This is a genomic window from Micromonospora maris AB-18-032 (assembly GCF_000204155.1).
In the GTDB taxonomy this organism is placed as follows: domain Bacteria; phylum Actinomycetota; class Actinomycetes; order Mycobacteriales; family Micromonosporaceae; genus Micromonospora; species Micromonospora gifhornensis.
In genome coordinates this window covers 4445970-4462985 of the sequence record NC_015434.1, presented here as the reverse complement: position 1 = coordinate 4462985, position 17016 = coordinate 4445970, and the positions used below count along the sequence as shown (strand labels likewise).

The following is a 17016-nucleotide window of genomic DNA, read 5'->3' as shown; positions in this document are numbered from 1 at the left end:
ATTCAGCTCCCCTGCGCGACGAGCTGACGACGCCCGAGCAGCGCCAACTGCTCGGCGATCCGCTCCGCACCCGGCTGCGGCAGGTCCTGCACGATCCGGCCGTCCGCGAGGACCATCACCCGGTCGGCGTACGAGGCGGCCACCGGGTCGTGGGTCACCATGATCACCGTCTGTCGCGTCTCGTCGACCACCGACCGCAGCAGGGCCAGCACCTCGGCGGCGGTCTGCGTGTCCAGCGCACCGGTCGGCTCGTCACAGAAGATCACCTCGGGGCGCATCGCCAGGGCCCGGGCGATCGCCACCCGCTGCTGCTGCCCGCCGGACAGCTCGGCCGGCCGGTGGTGCAGCCGATCGGTGAGCCCGACCCGGTCGATCACCTGCCCGAGCCAGTCGGGGTCGGGACGCGCGCCGGACAGTCGCAACGGCAGGTGGATGTTCTCCTCGACGGTCAACGCCCCGATCAGGTTGAAGGCCTGGAAGACGAAGCCGATCCGGCTGCGCCGCAGCTTGGTCAGCTTCGTCTCCGACAGCCGCGACAACTCCTGGTCACCGATCCACACCTGACCGGAGGTGGGCCGGTCCAGGCCGGCCGCGGTCTGCAGCAGGGTGCTCTTGCCGGAACCCGACGGCCCCATCACCGCGGTGAAGGTGCCGCGGTGAAATTCCACGTCCACCCCGGCGAGCGCGGTGACCGCCTGTGGGCCGGTGCCGTAGACGCGGGTGAGTTGTCCGACGCGGACCGCTGTCTCGGCGGATCCTCCAACGATGGCGGGCATGAATATCGGCCTCTCCGTGTTCTCGGCAAAATCGAGTGCACGGAAAAGCTATGGCGATACCGCTTTACGGACGATCTAGCGTACGGGCCGATCGAGGTACAGCAGGCTGTACTTAATTGCGGCCCTGGGTGTCCTTGAGATAGCGCAGCACCGCGGCCACCCGACGGTCGGCACGGTCGTCCGGAGCGAGGCCGAGCTTGGCGAAGATGCTGCGGATGTGCTTGTGCACGGCCCCTTCGGTGACGAACAACCGCTCCGCGATCGCGGTGTTGCCGAGCCCTTCGGCCATCAGCGCGAGCACGTCGCGTTCCCGTGCACTGAGCAGACTCAGCGTGCTGTCCGGGCGACTGCGGGCGAACAGTTGGCTGACCACCTCGGGGTCGATCGCGGTGCCGCCCGCGGCGACGCGGTGCAGCGCGCTGAGGAACTCCTCGACCCGGCCGACCCGTTCCTTGAGCAGGTAGCCGAGCCGTACCGCGCCCTCGGCCAGCAGGTCGGTGGCGAAGGCCTGCTCGACGTACGCCGAGAGGACCAGCACCGCGAGGCCGGGGTGGCGGCGGCGGGCCTCGACGGCGGCCACGATGCCCTCGTCGGTGTGCGTGGGCGGCATCCGGACGTCGACGATCGCCACGTCCGGCCGGAAGGTGTCCACTGCGGACAGGAATGTGGTCGGCGAGTCGGTGGTGGCGACCACGTCGAGCGATTCGGCCCGCAGCAGCAGCGCCAGCCCCTCACGCAGCAGGGCGTCGTCCTCGGCGATCACGATCCGCACGTCAACTCCACGAGCATCGTCGTCGGCCCACCGGGTGGGCTGGTGAGGGTGAACCGGCCGTCATGGGCCTCGACCCGCCGTCGGATGCCGCCGATTCCCGAGCCGCGGCCCTCGTCGGCACCGCCGTGGCCGTCGTCGGTGACCGACAGGTACAACCGGTCGGCGTCGCGCCGTACGGTGACCGCGGCCGTACGGGCACCGCTGTGCCGGGCGACGTTTGTCAGCGCCTCCGCCACCACGAAGTACGCCGTCGCCTCCACCGACGCGGCGCACCGGCCCGGTACGTCGACCTCCACCGTGCACGGCACACCGCAGCCGGCGGCCAGACCGTGCAGCGCACCGGCGAGCCCACGGTCGTCGAGCACCGGCGGCAGGATGCCCCGTACCACGGTCCGTAGTTCCGCGAGCGCCGACTCGGCCGCGTCCTGCGCCCGCTCCAGCACCTGCGCGGCCTGCGCCGGATCACGCGCCAGCGCCCGTCGGGCGGCACCGAGCAACACGGTGACCGCGACCAGCCGGTTCTGCGCCCCGTCGTGCAGGGAACGCTCGATGCGGCGCAACTCGACCGCGTGCGCGTCCAAGGCCGCCGCACGGGTGGCGGTCAGTTCGGCGATCCGCAGCGAGGCGTCGACGTCGCGCGGCGGTGCCAGCAACCGTCGGCCCGGCAGCGCCTGCAGGCGGGCCATCCGGGGGCCGAGGGCGATGGCCACGGCGAGCCAGCCGACGCCGATCATCGCGACCACCAGCGCGTCGGGCAGCCCGTCGATGCGCCACATGACGACGCCCGGGCCACCCACGTCCGGCGGCAGCAACCAGAAGTAGAGCGGGAACAGCAGGTACTGCACGGCGGACAGCGGCAGCGACAACCCGAGCACGCCCAGCACGAACCCGCCTGTGCCGTGTATCGCCACGAAGGCGCACTCGCGCCGTACCCACGGGTCGCGCAGGGCGTCGCCCAGGCCGGCGGGGACCGGTGGCGGTGCGGGCAGCGGGAACCCCCACCGGGACAGCCGACCCCGTTCCCGCTCGGCGACCGACCGCACCGCCTTCAACGCGGACGGGACGACCGCGAGACCGATGCCGACCACGCTCGCGATCGTCACCACGAACAGCAGCAGGAACGCCGCCAGCGCCAGGATCGCCGTACCGAGGCCGCCGACGAGGTGTTCCAGAGCGTCGACGGTTATCCGTACGCGCTCGCGCAGGTACCGCCGTACCGCGTGGTCGCGATCCGGCTCGGTCCCGGCGCGGGTTTCCCCGGAATCCCCACCCGCGTCTGTTCTCGGCATGCCCACCTCCCCGGCAGAGACGATAGGCGACCGCCCTCGACGCCGGCCCGCGGCGGCGGAAAAGGTACAGCCTGCTGTACCTGGATCGGGTCGCTGACTGGATCGTCGGTGGCCGGCCGGATCCCTAGCGTTGTCGTCATGGTCAACCACGACACGCAGGGAGCAGCAATGATCGACCAGCACCGTCACGCCTCCGCCGAGACCGCCGCCACGCCGGACAACGACCGTAACCTGCTCCGCCCGGTGTTGTGGCTGCTGCTGATCCTCAGCGCCGCCGCCAACATCACCATGTCCGTGATCGGCGCGTACATGATCGGTTCCGGGTTCGGGCTGATCACCGTGGCCTGCACGGTGGCGCTCGTCGTGCACCACTACCGCCACCGCCGCGCCTAGCCGCGAGCCGGCGACGGCGTCGGGGGCAGGCGTCCGGGGCCAGCGGAGCTGGGCAGCCTGGAAGATGCCGTGTCCGGCGCGCCGCCGCGACGATGAAACGACCAGCCCGCCGGCCCTGGAGGAGTCCGATGTCCATCCACGACGTACGAGTCGACGTCATGGAGCCGGTCGAGTTCGCCCGGCTGGTCAAGCGCACCCCGATCGAGGAGCTACGCCAGGTTCTCCACGGTGCACGGCGTACCGAGATTCTCGACCACCTGATCGGCGGGATGCCTGCCGCGTTCCGTCCGGAGGTCGCCGGTCGTACCCGGGCGGTGGTGCACTGGCGCATCGGCGACCGGCCCGACGGCGGAGTCGACAGGTACGAGATGGTCATCGCCGACGGGGTCTGCACCCTGTCGCCGCGCGCCGACGGCACGCCGCAGTTGACCCTGGACCTCGCTGCCGCGGACTTCGTCCGCCTGGTCACCGGCAACGCCCGCGCCGTCATGTTGGTGATGAAGGGCAAGTTGCAGACCCGCGGCGACCTCGCGTTGACCGCCCGGTTCCCGAAGCTGTTCGCCGCCCCCCGGCCCTGAGCGGGCGAGGTCCGACCGCGCCCGGACCTCGCCCTCACCGGGTACCGACGGTCAGCGGTACGGCATCATCGGGAACCAGCCCACGCCGAACATCGCGGGGACTCGCAGATCCCAGTAGACGACGGTGAAGACACCCAGCATGAGCATCAGCCCGCCGGTCACCACGGCGCTGCGCGACGGATCGGACGCCCACTGCAGGAAGCGACCGCGGGTGACGAGCACGATGATGGCGAACAGCACCGCCACGATCAGGATGTTGCCCAGCGACTGTAGGACGAACGCCAGTGCCCCGTTGAGCGGGTTCCCGGTGTCCACGGCCCAGTGGAACAGCTTGTTGAACAGCGGGTACGGCCGGCCGATGAGGAAGCCGCCGATGAGGGCGCCGATGGTGACCACCCGGGCCACCGGGCGACGGGCGAACACGTCGGGAAGGATGCCGAGGGCAGCCAGGCCGAGATAGGCCAACGCCAGCCCGATGAGGCCGAACACCACTGACGACTGGATGAGCCGGACCGGCATCTCGCCGACGACCTCTGTCGACAACTGCGGCAGCCGGTCGCCGAGCATCACCCCGACCGCCCCGTACACCGCGGAGACGGCCACCATGCCGACGGTCATCCAGCCGACCGGGCGCAGCAGCGCGGCGACGGTGTGCCGGGCCATGCCGGTGCGTTCCGTACTGGCCTGGGTCAGCGGGCCGACCGACGCCATCATGGCGATGTTGCAGGCGGTGAAGGTGCCCGCCAACCCGGAGACGAAGGCGAAGAGAAGCCCGGCAGCCGTGCCGGCGATGGGTGTGGTCTTGGCGTCGTGGCCGAGCGCCGCGTTGGCCACGGTGTCGCCGATGACCGAGTCGACGAGTTCGAACGACCACACGACAGCCAGCAGAATGCCCCCGAGGACGGCGATGATGGTTGCCCGTACCGGTGGCCGGGTCTTCGTCGCATTTATCGGTAGTGCCTCGCGGCTGTCAAGGTGGGCCATGTCGACCGTCCTTCCGTCGTGCTCTTTTCGGGGGTGTGCGGCCCGGTCGCTGCCGTGCTCGCGCAGATAGCATCGAAGGTTCGTTCGTGGATGACGTCTCGTATCGTGCGGACTTCGGCATTGATCAGCGGCAACGTCCGCCGTTCGGCGGCACTGTGCCGGTTTTCGGGAGAACTGTCGTCCTCGCAGGATCGTCCGAGTGGCCGATTCGCCGTCGCACCGGCACGCAGCAGGGTTGCGGTATGACCGCCGTCTGTTGAGTGGCCGCGCCGTAGAGGAGTGCCGATGGACGCATTGCGAAGGACCTCACTGGTCGCCGGTGGGCTCTACGTGCTCACCTTCGTCTCGATTCCGACCGTCGCGCTCTACGGGCCGGTGCGCGACTCGGATTTCGTCCTCGGCGCCACGTCCGAGACCTCGGTCCTCGTCGGCAGCGTCCTCGAGGTGATCGTTGCCCTCGCCTGCATCGGCACCGCCGTCGTGCTGTATCCGGTGGTGAAGCGGCAGGGTCAGACCCGGGCGCTGGGCTTCGTCAGCGTCCGGATTCTCGAAGCCGCCTGCATCTTCATCGGCGTCGCGAGTCTGCTGACGATCGTGGCGCTGCGGCGGCAGGGAGTCGGCGCGGAGGCCGTGGTCACCGGCCAGATGCTTGTCGCCTTCTACGACTCGGTCTTCCTGGTCAGCCAGAGTCTCATCCCGGCCGCGAACGCGTTGTTGCTGGGCACGCTGTTGTACCAGGCGCGCCTCGTGCCGCGGGTTCTGCCGGTGCTCGGGCTCGTCGGTGCACCCCTGCTCGTCGTCTCGGACCTGTGCGTGCTGTTCGGTCTCTGGGACCGGCTGTCCCCGGTGACGGCGATCGGGGCCCTGCCCATCGCCGTCTGGGAGTTCTCGCTGGGGGTCTACCTGATCGTCCGGGGCTTTCGACCGTCGGAGATCACGGCGGGATCGGCCGCCGCCGGCACGTCTGTCCGGGACGTCGAGCCCGTGACATAACTCGTACAACGGCGTACGGTTTATCTCGAACATGAATGTTCGAGATGGAGGTGCGCGGCATGACCGTCGACAAGCTCCTGCGACGTTGGCCCGCAGCCCTCGGTGTGCTGGTCGCGGTCGGTACCGTGCTGGGCGTCGAGCATGGCGGCCAGATCGCCCCCGTCGTGGCGGCGTCCGGGTTCGTCTACCTCGCCGCGGTGGCGATCGGGCGGCCCGGCGCGGCATGGGCCGCCTTCGGTGTCACCTTCGTGCTCGTCGGGCTGAGCCTTCGTGCCGGTTTCGATGCCGTGCTCTGGATCTGCGTCGCGGCTGCCGTCCTCGCCGTCCTCGGTGCCCTGCGGGCCGGCGTACGGCCGGTGTGGTCGTTGCCGCTGCAGTCGGCGGCGATGCTCGTGCTCGGAGCGGCGGCGCTGCTCGCGGTACGGGCCGACCACCTCGCCGCCGGCGTCATCGTCAGTGTCGCCCTGTTCGCGCACGCCGCCTGGGACGTGTGGCACCACCGTACCGAGCGGGTCGTCACGCGTTCCTTCGCGGAGTTCTGTGGCGTCCTGGACGTGCTGGTCGGGGTGGGCCTGCTCGTGGTCACCCTGACGAGGTGACGGCGAGCGCCGCCAGTACGGTGTCGGTTACCAGCCGGGTGGCGTCGTCGGCCGGCACGTCGCCCCGATGCACTGCGGCGGAGGCCCCGTGCAACACCGCCTGGACGGTGGTGAGCTGCCACGACAGCGGCATGTCCCGGCGGAACACGCCCTCGTCCCGGCCGCGTTCGACAAGGGCGCGCATCCGGCGAGCCGGCTCCTCGTGCACGCGCCGCATCTCCTCCGGCGTCAGCGCATCGCTCGCCGCGACCACGATCGCCCCGAACCGGTACGTCAGCTGCCAGGTCGCCGCCAGCAGGCGGGCCATCGCCTCCCGGGCGTCACCGTCGAGATCGACCGCGTCGAGGGCCTGGTCGGTGCTGGCGATCACCCGGCGGCTGACCGCCTCGACCAGCGCCGCACGGGACGGGAAGTGGCCGTAGAGCGTCACCCGGCCCACGCCCGCCGCCCGCGCGATCTCGTTGACGCTCACCGCCGGGTCGGTGGCGAGCAGGGCGGTGGCGGCCTCCAGGATCGACTCGACGTTGCGGCGCGCGTCCGCGCGCCGGGCCGTCCCGTCGATCGTCATCCCGCCTCACCCTGTTTCTCGAACAACGGTGTACGCCTTGAGTCTAGGGCGAGCCGATCGGACAGGTGACGCTCTGCACTGCCACCCCGGCGGAGGCAACCGTCACGGCCGCGGGCCCGGCCAGGAGCAACGCGATCGCGGTGGCGGCGACGAGGCGGTGGCGGATCCGGGGCCGGGCCGGCGGGGCCAGCATCCGGCGTACCCGTTCGACCGCACCTGTCGCCGCGCCGAGCGCGTGCCGGGGGGTGCGGTCGGCGAGCCGCACGATGGCGGTGGCGACCGCCTGCCGCCCGTGGTGCTCACTCGCGCGGTCGTCGGCGAGATGCTCCACCAGTCGCCGGATCTCCCGTTCGGCGATCTCGGCCATCGGCAGTCCGGGCAGCGCGCGGTGGAACGCGGCGGCGAGGGCGACGAGGAGGTGGTGCCGGCCGCGCAGGTGCGCGCGCTCGTGCCGCAGTACGGCCGCGAACTCGTCGGCGGTGAGGGCGTCGAACGCGGCGCTGGTGACGATGACCTTCCCCGGACGGCCGGGCAGGCAGTAGACCGCCGCATCCGTGTGGTCGACGATCGTCCAACCATCGGCGTCCTGCCGACTCAGCGGCAGCAGCGCGGCCAGGTGCCGACGACGCCAGCGGCGGGCGGATAGGAACGTGCGGACGAAGCTGACCAGCAGGCGGGCGACCAGGATCGCGGTGGCCAGCAGCGCGGTCACGGCGAGGGCCCCGTGCAACGCACCCATTCCCGCCAACGCCCGGAGGCACGCCGTGACGATGCCGTCCAGGCCGGCGGCCAGCGCAGCCGGCGGTACGGCGACGAACAGCCCGGCGGCGAGGACGGCGACGGTGACGGACAACTCCGCACCGAGCCACAGCCCGACCGTGAGTCGCGGCAGGGAGGTCGTCCACCGCCCGGTCAGGGCAGAAGGTGCGAGCAGCGCCACCGCGGTCGCCCAGGCCAGCAGTACCAGGCTGGTCACGAGCTCGGCCTCCCCCGCTGATCCAGCAGCTCACGCAGCGCCGCCGCCTCCTCGGGCCGCATGGCGTCCACGAACCGGGCCAGCGCGGCGTGCTGGTCGGCGGCCGACGAGAGCGCCTCGGCCATGAGCTGTCCGACGTGCTCCTCCCGGCTGGCCCTCGGTCGGTAGCGGTAGGCCCGGCCGGCGAGATCGCGGTCCGCCCAGCCCTTGCGGTGCAGGTTGTCCAGCACCGTCATCACCGTGGTGTAGGCGAGCCGGCGGTCCGCCATCGCGTCGACCATCTGCCGCACGGTGAGCGGCTCGGTCGCTGCCCACAGCGCGTCCATCACCGCGGCTTCCAGCGGACCCAGTGGACGGTCGTTGCCCGGGTCCTTCCGTCGATCTCGGCTCACCGGTCGACCGTACCGTCGGCGGTGAGCAGCTTCGACCCGGCCGGCGTCGGGCAGGCACGCTCGCCGGCGAGGCGACGCCGCAGCGCCCAGCCGAGCAGGACGATCGAGGCCACGGCGAGTACCGGCTGCGCCGGAGCGAACCAGCTCATCGCCCCGCTGTAGCCCAACGCGAGCAGGACGATCTTGTTGCAGACGGGACAGCCGACGGCGAACAGCGACAGGGTCGCCCCGGTCACGCCGGTCCGCGTACCGGTGCGCCCCGCCGCCGGCCCGGCGGGCCCGACGTAGGTCGCCAGCAGCAGCCCGGACAACACCGCGGTCACCACCAGCACCGGCCACGCCCACCAGGTGACGGCCACCTCGCGACCGAAGAAGGGGGTGTCGATCAGGGCGGTGGGTACGGCGATCACCACCGTGGTCACCACGGCGCCGAGGACCGCCACCCACCATCGCCGCGCCGACCAGGCCGCCCGGTCGGGCCGCACGTTGACCCCGGCCAGGCCGGCCGCGGACGGCAACGCGGCGACCGGCCCGGCGCTGGTGCGCTCCATGTCGGTCGCCGGGTCGCTGCTGGTGCCCTGCCGGCTGGTCGCCGATTCGGCGGCGCTGCGACGGCGGCGGTGTATCAGGACCGCTGCCGCGGCCAGCCCCACGACCAGGAGGACCCACTCGTCCGGTACGTCGCCGAGGGTGCCGGTGATCCACTCCTGCGCGGTGCTCTCGATGTCGGTCAGGCCGAAGCCGCCGGTCAGGCCGGCCGTGCCGTCGAAGGCCAGGAAGAACCCGCCCAGCGCGACGAAGAGCAGGCCGGAGAGGGTCGACGTGGTGTGCAGACGCAGCCGACCCACCGCGAACGACCGGCCCCGCAACCAGCGCCGTTCGGCGATGCGCCACCGGTCCCAGACGAGGGCGAGCAGCAGCAGGGGCACCGTCATGCCCAGCGCGTAGACGGCCAGCAGGGCGCCCCCGATCGCCGGCCGCGCCGAGGTGGCGGCCACCGTGAGGATTCCGCCCAGGATCGGACCGGAACAGAAGCCGGCCAGCCCGTACACCGCGCCCAGCGCGAAGATCGACAGCGGGGAGTTCCCGGTGATCCGGCCCAGCAGCCGTTGCGCCGGCCCGAAGGCGAACCCCTTGCCGGCCAACTGCACGACTCCGAGCGCGATGATCGACCATCCGGCGACCAGGATCAGCGTGTCGCGGTGTTGGAAGAAGACGTTGGCCACCACCGTGGACCCCACGCCGAGCGGCACCAGGACGGCGGCCAGGCCGAGGTAGAAGACGCCGGTGCGGGCCAGCATCCGACGCGGGTGCTGGAAGGCGTACGCGAAGAAGGCCGGCAGCAGCATGGCGCTGCACGGGCTGAGCAGGGCGAGCACCCCGCCCAGCAGGGCGGCCAGGTAACCGGTCTGGCTCACGGCGCGTCCAGCTGCTCGTCGATGGCCTGCTTGAAGGACTCGTACGGCTGGGCGCCGATGATGGGCGTGTCCCCGACGATGAAGGCCGGGGTGCCGGTGAGGCCCATCGAGGCGGCCTCCCGCTGGTCCCGGTCGATCGCCTCCCGGGTGACGGCCGAGGCCCGGTCGGCGTCGAAACGGGCCAGGTCCAGGCCGAGTCGCGAAGCGATGTCGCGCAGGGCGGCGTCGTTGAGCGCTCCGCTGTTGACCCGGCGCTGCTTGGCGTACAGCGCGTCGTGGAACTCCCAGAACCTGCCCTGGGCGGCGGCGGCCCGTGCGGCGCTGGCGGCGGCCCGGGACTCGTCGCCGAGGTAGGGCAGGTCACGCCACTCGATGCGGACGAGCCCCCGGTCGACGTACTCCCGGATCAGCCGGGGTGCGGTCTCCCGCGCGTGCTTGCCGCAGAACGGGCACTGGAAGTCGGCGTACTCGATGACCACGACGGGGGCGTCGGGTTCGCCGAGCGCGACCGGATCGCCGGGTGCGCGCCTCGCCAGCTCGGCGAAGGGGTTCTCCTGCTGACTGCCGGCCGTTCCCGCAGCGGGGGCGGTGGGCTGGTCGGTCGGTCTGGCGATGATCGCGAGAACCGCGACGACCGCGATGACCACCACCGGCCCCAACCAGCCGGCTGCCTTGCGGATCGGTGGCGGGGTCTTCCCGGCATCCCCACGGGACCGCTTCATCGGCGCCTCCTCCAGTCCGATCCACAGCTACTAGCTGCTTTAGTACTAGCGAGCATAGTACTAAAGCGGCTAGTAGTTGTCAGGCCTGGTGGTCGCTGCCGGAGATGTCCGCAGACGGGACTGAAAAGCGCCTCCTGTCGCCGGTGTCATGGCCCGTTGGCGCGTGCCGGAGGCAGAGACGGGTAGTCACCTGATGCGAAAAATCTCCATGCCCACGACATCCCCCTGGCGTACGTGGCACATGGGAAGGGAGAACGGCAATGGCAGTAGGCGTGTACGTCATCGCGACATCCTCACTCGGCGACCGCAGCTACCTGGCCTCGGACGGGCAGCAGGCGGTCGTGGTCGACCCGCAGCGCGACATCGACCGGCTGCTGTACCTGGCCGGCGAGAAGGGGGTGCGGATCACCCACGTGGTGGAGACGCACATCCACAACGACTATGTCTCCGGCGGCCTGGAACTGGCCCGGACGACCGGCGCGCAGTACCTGGTCGCTGCGGCCGACGAGGTCGACTTCGCGCGGACTCCGGTCGCCGACGGCGAGGTGGTGTCGGTATCGGACCAGCTGCGGCTGCGGGTGGTCGCCACCCCGGGCCACACCTTCCACCACCTGTCGTACGTCCTCGACGAGGCCACCGGCGGCGACTGGCGGCCGGTGGGCGTCTTCACCGGCGGATCGCTGCTGTTCGGTACGACCGGACGCACCGACCTGCTCGGCAAGCAGTACGCCCACGACCTGGCCCACCAGCAGTACGCCTCGGCGAAGCGGCTGGCCGACCTGCTGCCCGACGGGGTGCAGGTGTGGCCGACGCACGGCTTCGGCAGCTTCTGTTCGGCCAGTCAGGCCGACGCCCCCGACTCGACGATCGGCCGGGAGAAGCAGGTGAACCCGGTGCTGCGCCTGGCGGCGGACGAGTTCGTCGACCAGACCCTCGCCGGCCTCGACGCCTACCCGGCGTACTACGCCCACATGGGCGTGGCGAACCTCGCCGGACCGGCTCCGGTGGATCTCACTCCGGTGACCAGGGCGGACGCCGCCGAGTTGGGTAGGCGCATCGCCGCCGGTCAGTGGGTCGTGGACCTGCGCAACCGCAAGGCTTACGCCGCCTCCCACCTGGCCGGCACGGTAAGCCTCGGGCTAGACGGCCCGATGTCGACCTGGCTGGGTTGGCTGATCGACTGGGGCAAGCCGGTGACCCTGCTCGCCGAGACCCCGGAGCAGATCGCGCACGCCCAGCGGGAACTGGTACGCATCGGTATCGACCGGCCGGCGGCACAGGCCACCGGCGAGGCCGAGCGGTGGGCGGCGGATCCCGGGCAGCTGCGGGAACTGCCGATGGCCGACTTCCCGGCCCTCGCCGCCGCCCGCGCCGGGCGACTCCCGGCCGGTCTTCCCGCCCCGGACGTGCTCCTCGACGTGCGGATGACAAACGAGTGGCGCGGCGGTCACGTGGACGGCGCTGTGCACGTACCGCTCCCGGATCTGCCCGAGCGGCTCGCCGAGGTGCCCGCCGGTACGGTCTGGGTGCACTGCGGATCCGGCTACCGGGCCACCGCCGCCGCATCGCTGCTGGTCAACGCCGGCCGTGAGGTCGTGGTCATCAACGACAAGTTCGACCGAGCCGAGGCGGCGGGCCTCGCCATGACCGCGCCGACGACGCCGACCGGCGGTCGGTGACCGAAAGAGGCACGCCGGGATCAGATGTCTCGTTCCGGCTGCCCGCCTGCCTGCCGCGTGGTCAATCAACCAGCGGCGTCCCAACCTGAGTCCGGCCTCGTGGAGCGGAACGCGCTCGAACGGGCCGGTGCCGTGGCATCGGCCCGTTCGAGGCCCTGGTTGGTTACCGGTGCCCTCAGCTACCGCTGCAGACGGCGGCGGTTCCGCTACCGTTTCCGGTGCCCTGGAAACCGAAACTGGTGGTCTGACCGGCGCCCACCTGTCCGTTGTAGTGCTCGTTCCTCACGGTGATGATGCCGCTGCTGCCGGTGGACACGCCGTTCCAGACGTTGCTGACCGACACGCCGCTCGGCAGGTTCAGGGTGACTGTCCAGCCGTTGAGGGAGGTGCTTCCCGCGGTGACGTTGACGTTGGCGACGAAGCCGCCGTTCCACTGGTCCTGCACGGTGAAGACCGCCGTGCAGCCGCTTCCGCCGGGCGGCGGGCTGGCGGGTGGTGGCGTGGTCGGCGGTGGGGTGGTGGGCGGTGGGGTGGTGGGCGGCGGGTCGCCGTCGAGCGTCAGGTTCTTCTGCTGGACGGTCCACTGCGTACGGCACAGGCCACAGTTGGGGCCGACGAAGTTGGCCCCGGCGGCGGTGTCGCCCTTGAGCCGCCACTTGAAGTAGAGCGTCGCCACCCGAGCGAACTCTCCGCCGTTGGGCTGGTCGTAGGTGGCGCCGTGCCCGACGTTGAGGTTGCCCATGAAGGCGGGCAGCCCGGCCGGCAGCTTGCCCCAGTCGTCCATCGCGTTGGGGTAGGCGATGTCGCTGGGCCCGCCGATGAAGTAGGCGATCGGCTTGGTCAGCCGCCTGAGCTGGTAGTCATCGGCGTCGTTCAACAGGCCGCTGTTGAAGATGCCGGTCGTGGTGACGCGGGGGTCGTTGGAGACGGCGTACGCCTCCACTCCGCCGCAGGAGAAGCCGGCAACAGCGATCTTGGTGGTGTCGAGCTTGTTGTAGTACTTGCTGCCTTGCCGGGAGTTCTCCGCCACCGCCCAGTCGATGGTCTGGGTCAGCATCTGCGCGTTTGTGGAGCCGCCGCCGTTCGGCGCCCCGTTGGCCACGGCGAGGAAGCCGTGCGAGGCGATCTCACGCAGGAAGTTGTGCTGCGAGAGGCCGTTGCCCGAGCAGGCGCCGTTGCCCCAGGCGAGGATGGGCAGCCGCTCGGCCGGGAGGTTCTGCGGCCGGTAGATGGTGTGGTTGGCCAGGCTGGGGGAGGTCTCGTAGTCGGCCGGGTACGGGCCGGAGCCGCCGACCGCGGCGCTGGCCGGACTCACGCTGATCGCCATGATCACAGAGGTGACCGGGACGACGAGGGCGACGAGCCCCGCGTAGACCTTCGATCTCCTTTTCATGCACCCTCCAGGGGATGTCAATGGTGGCACTCCCTGCGGTGGCGGTGGCCGCTGTCCAGCCGTGCCCTGACCAAGGTCGGCACCGGCCGCGAGTCGATGTGGCTGCCCTGACCGCCCGGCTGCGGTCCCCACAGGCGACTCAAAAGGGGGAGCGGTGTGTGCAGTAACTATTACCAGCGCAACGAAAAGTGTCAATGTGGCGAGCGATTCGGGTCAGCCTGCGACGGCGGGCCGGTCGGTGTCGCCCGGACCGGCTCCGGTCGCGCGGGGTCGCTCGACGCGCGGAAGTGCGTGACCCACGAAACGGCGTCCGGCCAGTACGGCGTGACCACCTCGACGAGGCGGGTCTGGGCGAGCGCACCGAGCGCGGTGTGAACGTCCAGGAAGGTGTCCCGGGCCTGCTGACGCGGCCACGGCTGCGGGAGGAGATGCTGCGGCAGATCGGGGTCGGAGTCCGCGAACTTGCACCAGGAGTCCATGGCGGACGTGCGGGCCACCAGCGCTGCGACCGGGTCCACCCTCCCGTTGCGGGCGGCTTCCCGCAGCTCGGCGTACCGCTCGACGAACCGGGAGTAGTCGGCAGCCAGAGCGGCCAGGTCGTACGCGCTCGCCGGTCCGTGCGGCCCGGACTCCTCGTCGAACCGGACGTGCATGACCGACCACCGGGCATCCTCGACGTGCTGCAACAACTCGTCCAACGCCTGGCGCACGGGCGCAGCGTCGGAGCCCGGCCGGATCCACACGCTGTCGTACAGGCCCACGAAGCGCAGCGCGCTCAACGACCTGCGTACGGCGTGACGCAACGCCTGACCGGAACTCGGAATCGAGAACGACACAAGCACCCAGTCGCCGGTCCACTGCGGGGGACGGGCACCGAAGTTCAGGAAGTGCTGCATTCGCGAGCGATGCTTGGCGATCGCCTGCGGCGTCAGGTGGTAGACCGGCGGCCTCGCGTCCCCACGCCTGGCGATCAAACCGCGCTTGACCAGGCGCGACAGCGCGGCCCGGGCGCTGGATTCGCTGATTCCGAACTCCCGCAGCAGGGCGATGACCGCGGTCGACGGCAGATCGGCGTCCGACGAGTCGAGATACTCGCCGAGCAGGGTCGCCAGCAGGTGTTGCGGGCTGGACCCGGCCTGGGCCCGGGGTAATCGGACGGTGTCGACGGATTCTTCGGCGTACACCTCATCAGGGTGCCGCACCGGGTCGCCCACCGTGCCGTCAGGCGGTCGCTCGACCGCCCTCGGTGCTGTCCGAAGAGGAGTGAAGCCCGCCACTCAAGCTTCAAACTTGAACTTGGCGGCCTATGCTTCAAGCTTGAAGCTATCGAAGTGGGTGAAGCGGACTTCCGCTGAGTGCCGACGGAAAGTGTGGTGACAGGGATGGACAAGCAGCTGCCCCCCAAGGACGACCCGATCTGGACCGCCGCGAGAGGCTTCGTGGCGCGTGACGACGAAGGCGTCCTCAAATTGGTCAACGGCGGGCAGGAGGCGGCCCGCGTGAAGGTCACCGGCGACCAGACCGACGGCCAGCTCAGTCTCCTGGCGTTCGATATCGCACCCGGGTTCGGGAACCGGGCACACGCCCACGGGGCCGAGAGCGAGGCCTTCTACGTGGCATCGGGTGAATTCCGTTTTCTCAACGGCAACCGCACCTTCGAAGCCGGTCCGGGCGACTTCATCTATGTCCCGAAGAACACCCGCCACGGCTTCAAGAACCTGAGCAGCGAGATCGGCAAGCTTCTGGTCTTCTACAGCCCGGCGGGAGCGGAGCAGTTCTTCCTCAAGTACGGTGACGACCCCGACCCGGCCGGAAACCCGCCGCCGGCGTGGACCCCGGAGAAGTTCGCCGAAATCGCGGGCGCCCTCGACGCCCACCACATGATCATGTTGCCGGACGAGGACTGGGGCTAGGCCCCGGGTCGACGTCCGGTCAACCGCCCCGGCGAGGCGCCGGATTCGTGGGGGTGAACCCGGGTGGTGTCCAGGCTGGTCAGCGCCCGCCTCGGCGGGCGCTGGGCCGGGCCCGGGCGGAGAAGGCAGCCACGCCGCCGCGCGCCGGTGCGGATCGCGTCGACGCTACCGCCGCCGTGGCCGGCTTGCCGCCGCGTCGGCCCCGGCCGCCGTTGGCGGGCGGCGCGTCGTGCCGAACATCGGCCGCCGGCATCACCGGCCGGGGGACGAGGGTCCGTTCTCCCGGGGCGAGTTCCCGCAGCAGCGCGTCACCTGGGCGCAGTCGGGTCGTGGTGGCGGTGATGCCGGCCTTGCGGGTCAGTTCCCGCACCTCGGGCACCTGCCCGTCGGTCATCAGCGTGACCACGGTCCCGGCCGCGCCGGCCCGGGCGGTGCGCCCCGAGCGGTGCAGGTACGCCTTGTGCTCCACCGGCGGGTCGGCGTGCACGACGAGCGCCACGTCGTCGACGTGGATGCCCCGGGCGGCGATGTCGGTGGCGACCAGGGTGTGCACCTGGCCGTCGGCGAACGCCTGCAGGTTCCTGGTGCGCGCACCCTGGGCCAGGTTGCCGTGCAGCTCGACGGCGGTCACCCCGGCGGCGACCAGCCGGCGGGCGAGCGTCTTCGCGCCCCGCTTGGTGCGCGTGAACACCACGGTGCGGCCCGGCGCGGCGGTCAGTTCGACAAGCACCTCGAACCGGTCCGAGGGCTCGACGTGCAGCACGTGGTGCGCCATCGCGGTGACCGGCGACAACCCCGAGTCGACGCTGTGCACGGCCGGATCGGTGAGGAACCGGCGTACCAGGACGTCGACGCCGGCGTCCAGGGTCGCGGAGAACAGCAGGCGTTGCCCGCCGCGCGGGGTCTGCTCCAGCAGCCGTCGTACGGTGGGCAGGAAACCGAGGTCGGCCATGTGGTCGGCCTCGTCCAGGACGGTGATCTCGACGGCGTCGAGGTGGGCGGCGCCCGTCCCGACGTGGTCGGCCAGCCGGCCCGGGCAGGCCACCAGCACGTCGACACCGGCGCGGAGCCCGGCGATCTGCGGTCGCGCGGCGACGCCACCGAAGATGGTCATCGTGCGCAGCGACAGGGCCTGCGCCAAGGGCGCCATCACGCTGTCGATCTGGGTCGCCAGTTCACGCGTGGGAACGAGGATCAGCGCGCGGGGGCGTCCCGCCCGCCGTGGCGTCCTGGAGGCGGCCAGGCGAGTCAGCACCGCCAGTACGAAGGCGTAGGTCTTGCCCGAACCGGTGCGTCCCCGGCCGAGCACGTCCCGTCCGGCGAGCGCGTCGGGCAGCGTCGCGGCCTGGATGGGGAACGGCCGGTCCACGCCGCTCGCGGCCAGCACGCGGTTGAGCGCGTCGGGCACGCCGAGTTCGGCGAAGGTGGGCGCAGGGGATGAGGTGATCTGGTGTGGGCGGCGTGCCGCCATGAAGGCTCCGAACGTCGAAGGGACGTCCCGCCCGGCGCTGACCATCCGGCCGCGGCGCGTGGCGTGGGACATCGAACCCGGCCGCCATTGCTGGGCGGGC

18 protein-coding genes are annotated in these 17016 nt (G+C 71.2%); 6 read left to right on the top strand and 12 right to left on the bottom strand.

Annotated features, from left to right (window positions below):
- Window positions 1–2: 2 nt before the first annotated feature.
- From VAB18032_RS19785 to VAB18032_RS19775, 3 genes are all read right to left on the bottom strand, one after another.
- Window positions 3–776 carry an ABC transporter ATP-binding protein gene (locus VAB18032_RS19785; protein ID WP_013734674.1) on the bottom strand — a complete coding sequence of 258 codons (774 nt, stop codon included), beginning with the start codon at window positions 774–776 and terminating at the stop codon, window positions 3–5.
- Between the two features lie 112 nt (window positions 777–888).
- Entirely contained in the window at window positions 889–1548 is a 660-nt protein-coding gene (locus VAB18032_RS19780; RefSeq protein WP_013734673.1) for a response regulator, read from the bottom strand.
- A complete protein-coding gene (locus VAB18032_RS19775; protein WP_013734672.1) occupies window positions 1536–2837 on the bottom strand; it encodes a sensor histidine kinase in 1302 nt (433 codons plus the stop codon). Before VAB18032_RS19775 ends, VAB18032_RS19780 begins: the two co-directional genes overlap by 13 nt.
- Before the next feature lie 138 nt (window positions 2838–2975).
- Between VAB18032_RS19775 and VAB18032_RS19770 the strand changes: the two genes are divergently transcribed.
- Window positions 2976–3230: a hypothetical protein gene (locus tag VAB18032_RS19770; RefSeq protein ID WP_148272319.1), complete on the top strand. Its 255-nt coding sequence runs from the start codon at window positions 2976–2978 to the stop codon at window positions 3228–3230.
- 128 nt (window positions 3231–3358) lie between these two features.
- Window positions 3359–3808: an SCP2 sterol-binding domain-containing protein gene (locus VAB18032_RS19765; protein ID WP_013734670.1), complete on the top strand. Its 450-nt coding sequence runs from the start codon at window positions 3359–3361 to the stop codon at window positions 3806–3808.
- A gap of 51 nt (window positions 3809–3859) precedes the next feature.
- Here the strand turns inward: VAB18032_RS19765 and VAB18032_RS19760 are convergent, their stop codons facing one another.
- On the bottom strand, window positions 3860–4792 hold the full coding sequence (locus VAB18032_RS19760; protein ID WP_013734669.1) for a hypothetical protein: 933 nt from the start codon (window positions 4790–4792) through the stop codon (window positions 3860–3862).
- A gap of 285 nt (window positions 4793–5077) precedes the next feature.
- On the opposite strand from VAB18032_RS19760, the gene VAB18032_RS19755 reads away from it, so the two are divergent.
- Entirely contained in the window at window positions 5078–5785 is a 708-nt protein-coding gene (locus tag VAB18032_RS19755; RefSeq protein ID WP_013734668.1) for a DUF4386 domain-containing protein, read from the top strand.
- 59 nt (window positions 5786–5844) lie between these two features.
- Window positions 5845–6384 (top strand): hypothetical protein, encoded by a 540-nt coding sequence (locus VAB18032_RS19750; RefSeq protein WP_148272318.1) that lies wholly within the window; start codon window positions 5845–5847, stop codon window positions 6382–6384.
- Here VAB18032_RS19750 and VAB18032_RS19745 read toward each other — a convergent pair.
- From VAB18032_RS19745 to VAB18032_RS19725, 5 genes are read right to left on the bottom strand one after another with little or no spacing between them, the layout of a single operon-like run.
- The gene (locus tag VAB18032_RS19745) at window positions 6368–6952 is read right to left on the bottom strand and encodes a TetR/AcrR family transcriptional regulator (protein ID WP_013734666.1); all 585 of its coding nucleotides are present in this window, start codon (window positions 6950–6952) and stop codon (window positions 6368–6370) included. The two genes, VAB18032_RS19750 and VAB18032_RS19745, sit on opposite strands and share 17 nt — an antisense overlap.
- Window positions 6953–6995: 43 nt before the next feature.
- Window positions 6996–7928, bottom strand: coding sequence for a M56 family metallopeptidase (locus VAB18032_RS19740; RefSeq protein ID WP_013734665.1), 933 nt, complete (start codon window positions 7926–7928; stop codon window positions 6996–6998).
- Complete coding sequence (locus tag VAB18032_RS32940) at window positions 7925–8320, bottom strand: BlaI/MecI/CopY family transcriptional regulator (protein ID WP_013734664.1); 396 nt, start codon at window positions 8318–8320, stop codon at window positions 7925–7927. The genes VAB18032_RS19740 and VAB18032_RS32940 overlap by 4 nt, the downstream gene beginning before the upstream one ends.
- Window positions 8317–9738, bottom strand: coding sequence for a cytochrome c biogenesis CcdA family protein (locus VAB18032_RS32935; protein WP_013734663.1), 1422 nt, complete (start codon window positions 9736–9738; stop codon window positions 8317–8319). The genes VAB18032_RS32940 and VAB18032_RS32935 overlap by 4 nt, the downstream gene beginning before the upstream one ends.
- On the bottom strand, window positions 9735–10460 hold the full coding sequence (locus VAB18032_RS19725; protein ID WP_013734662.1) for a DsbA family protein: 726 nt from the start codon (window positions 10458–10460) through the stop codon (window positions 9735–9737). The genes VAB18032_RS32935 and VAB18032_RS19725 overlap by 4 nt, the downstream gene beginning before the upstream one ends.
- A 260-nt stretch (window positions 10461–10720) precedes the next feature.
- Here VAB18032_RS19725 and VAB18032_RS19720 point away from each other — a divergent pair, with 260 nt between their 5' ends.
- Complete coding sequence (locus tag VAB18032_RS19720) at window positions 10721–12139, top strand: MBL fold metallo-hydrolase (RefSeq protein ID WP_043721355.1); 1419 nt, start codon at window positions 10721–10723, stop codon at window positions 12137–12139.
- A 175-nt stretch (window positions 12140–12314) separates the two neighbouring features.
- Here VAB18032_RS19720 and VAB18032_RS19715 read toward each other — a convergent pair whose 3' ends face one another.
- Both VAB18032_RS19715 and VAB18032_RS19710 read right to left on the bottom strand, forming a co-directional pair.
- Window positions 12315–13532 carry a cellulose binding domain-containing protein gene (locus VAB18032_RS19715; RefSeq protein WP_013734660.1) on the bottom strand — a complete coding sequence of 406 codons (1218 nt, stop codon included), beginning with the start codon at window positions 13530–13532 and terminating at the stop codon, window positions 12315–12317.
- 191 nt (window positions 13533–13723) lie between these two features.
- Window positions 13724–14716 (bottom strand): PaaX family transcriptional regulator, encoded by a 993-nt coding sequence (locus VAB18032_RS19710; RefSeq protein WP_013734659.1) that lies wholly within the window; start codon window positions 14714–14716, stop codon window positions 13724–13726.
- A gap of 198 nt (window positions 14717–14914) precedes the next feature.
- On the opposite strand from VAB18032_RS19710, the gene VAB18032_RS19705 reads away from it, so the two are divergent.
- Complete coding sequence (locus VAB18032_RS19705) at window positions 14915–15445, top strand: cupin domain-containing protein (RefSeq protein WP_013734658.1); 531 nt, start codon at window positions 14915–14917, stop codon at window positions 15443–15445.
- 79 nt (window positions 15446–15524) lie between these two features.
- Here VAB18032_RS19705 and VAB18032_RS19700 read toward each other — a convergent pair whose 3' ends face one another.
- On the bottom strand, window positions 15525–16916 hold the full coding sequence (locus tag VAB18032_RS19700) for a DEAD/DEAH box helicase (protein WP_013734657.1): 1392 nt from the start codon (window positions 16914–16916) through the stop codon (window positions 15525–15527).
- Window positions 16917–17016 lie beyond the last annotated feature (100 nt).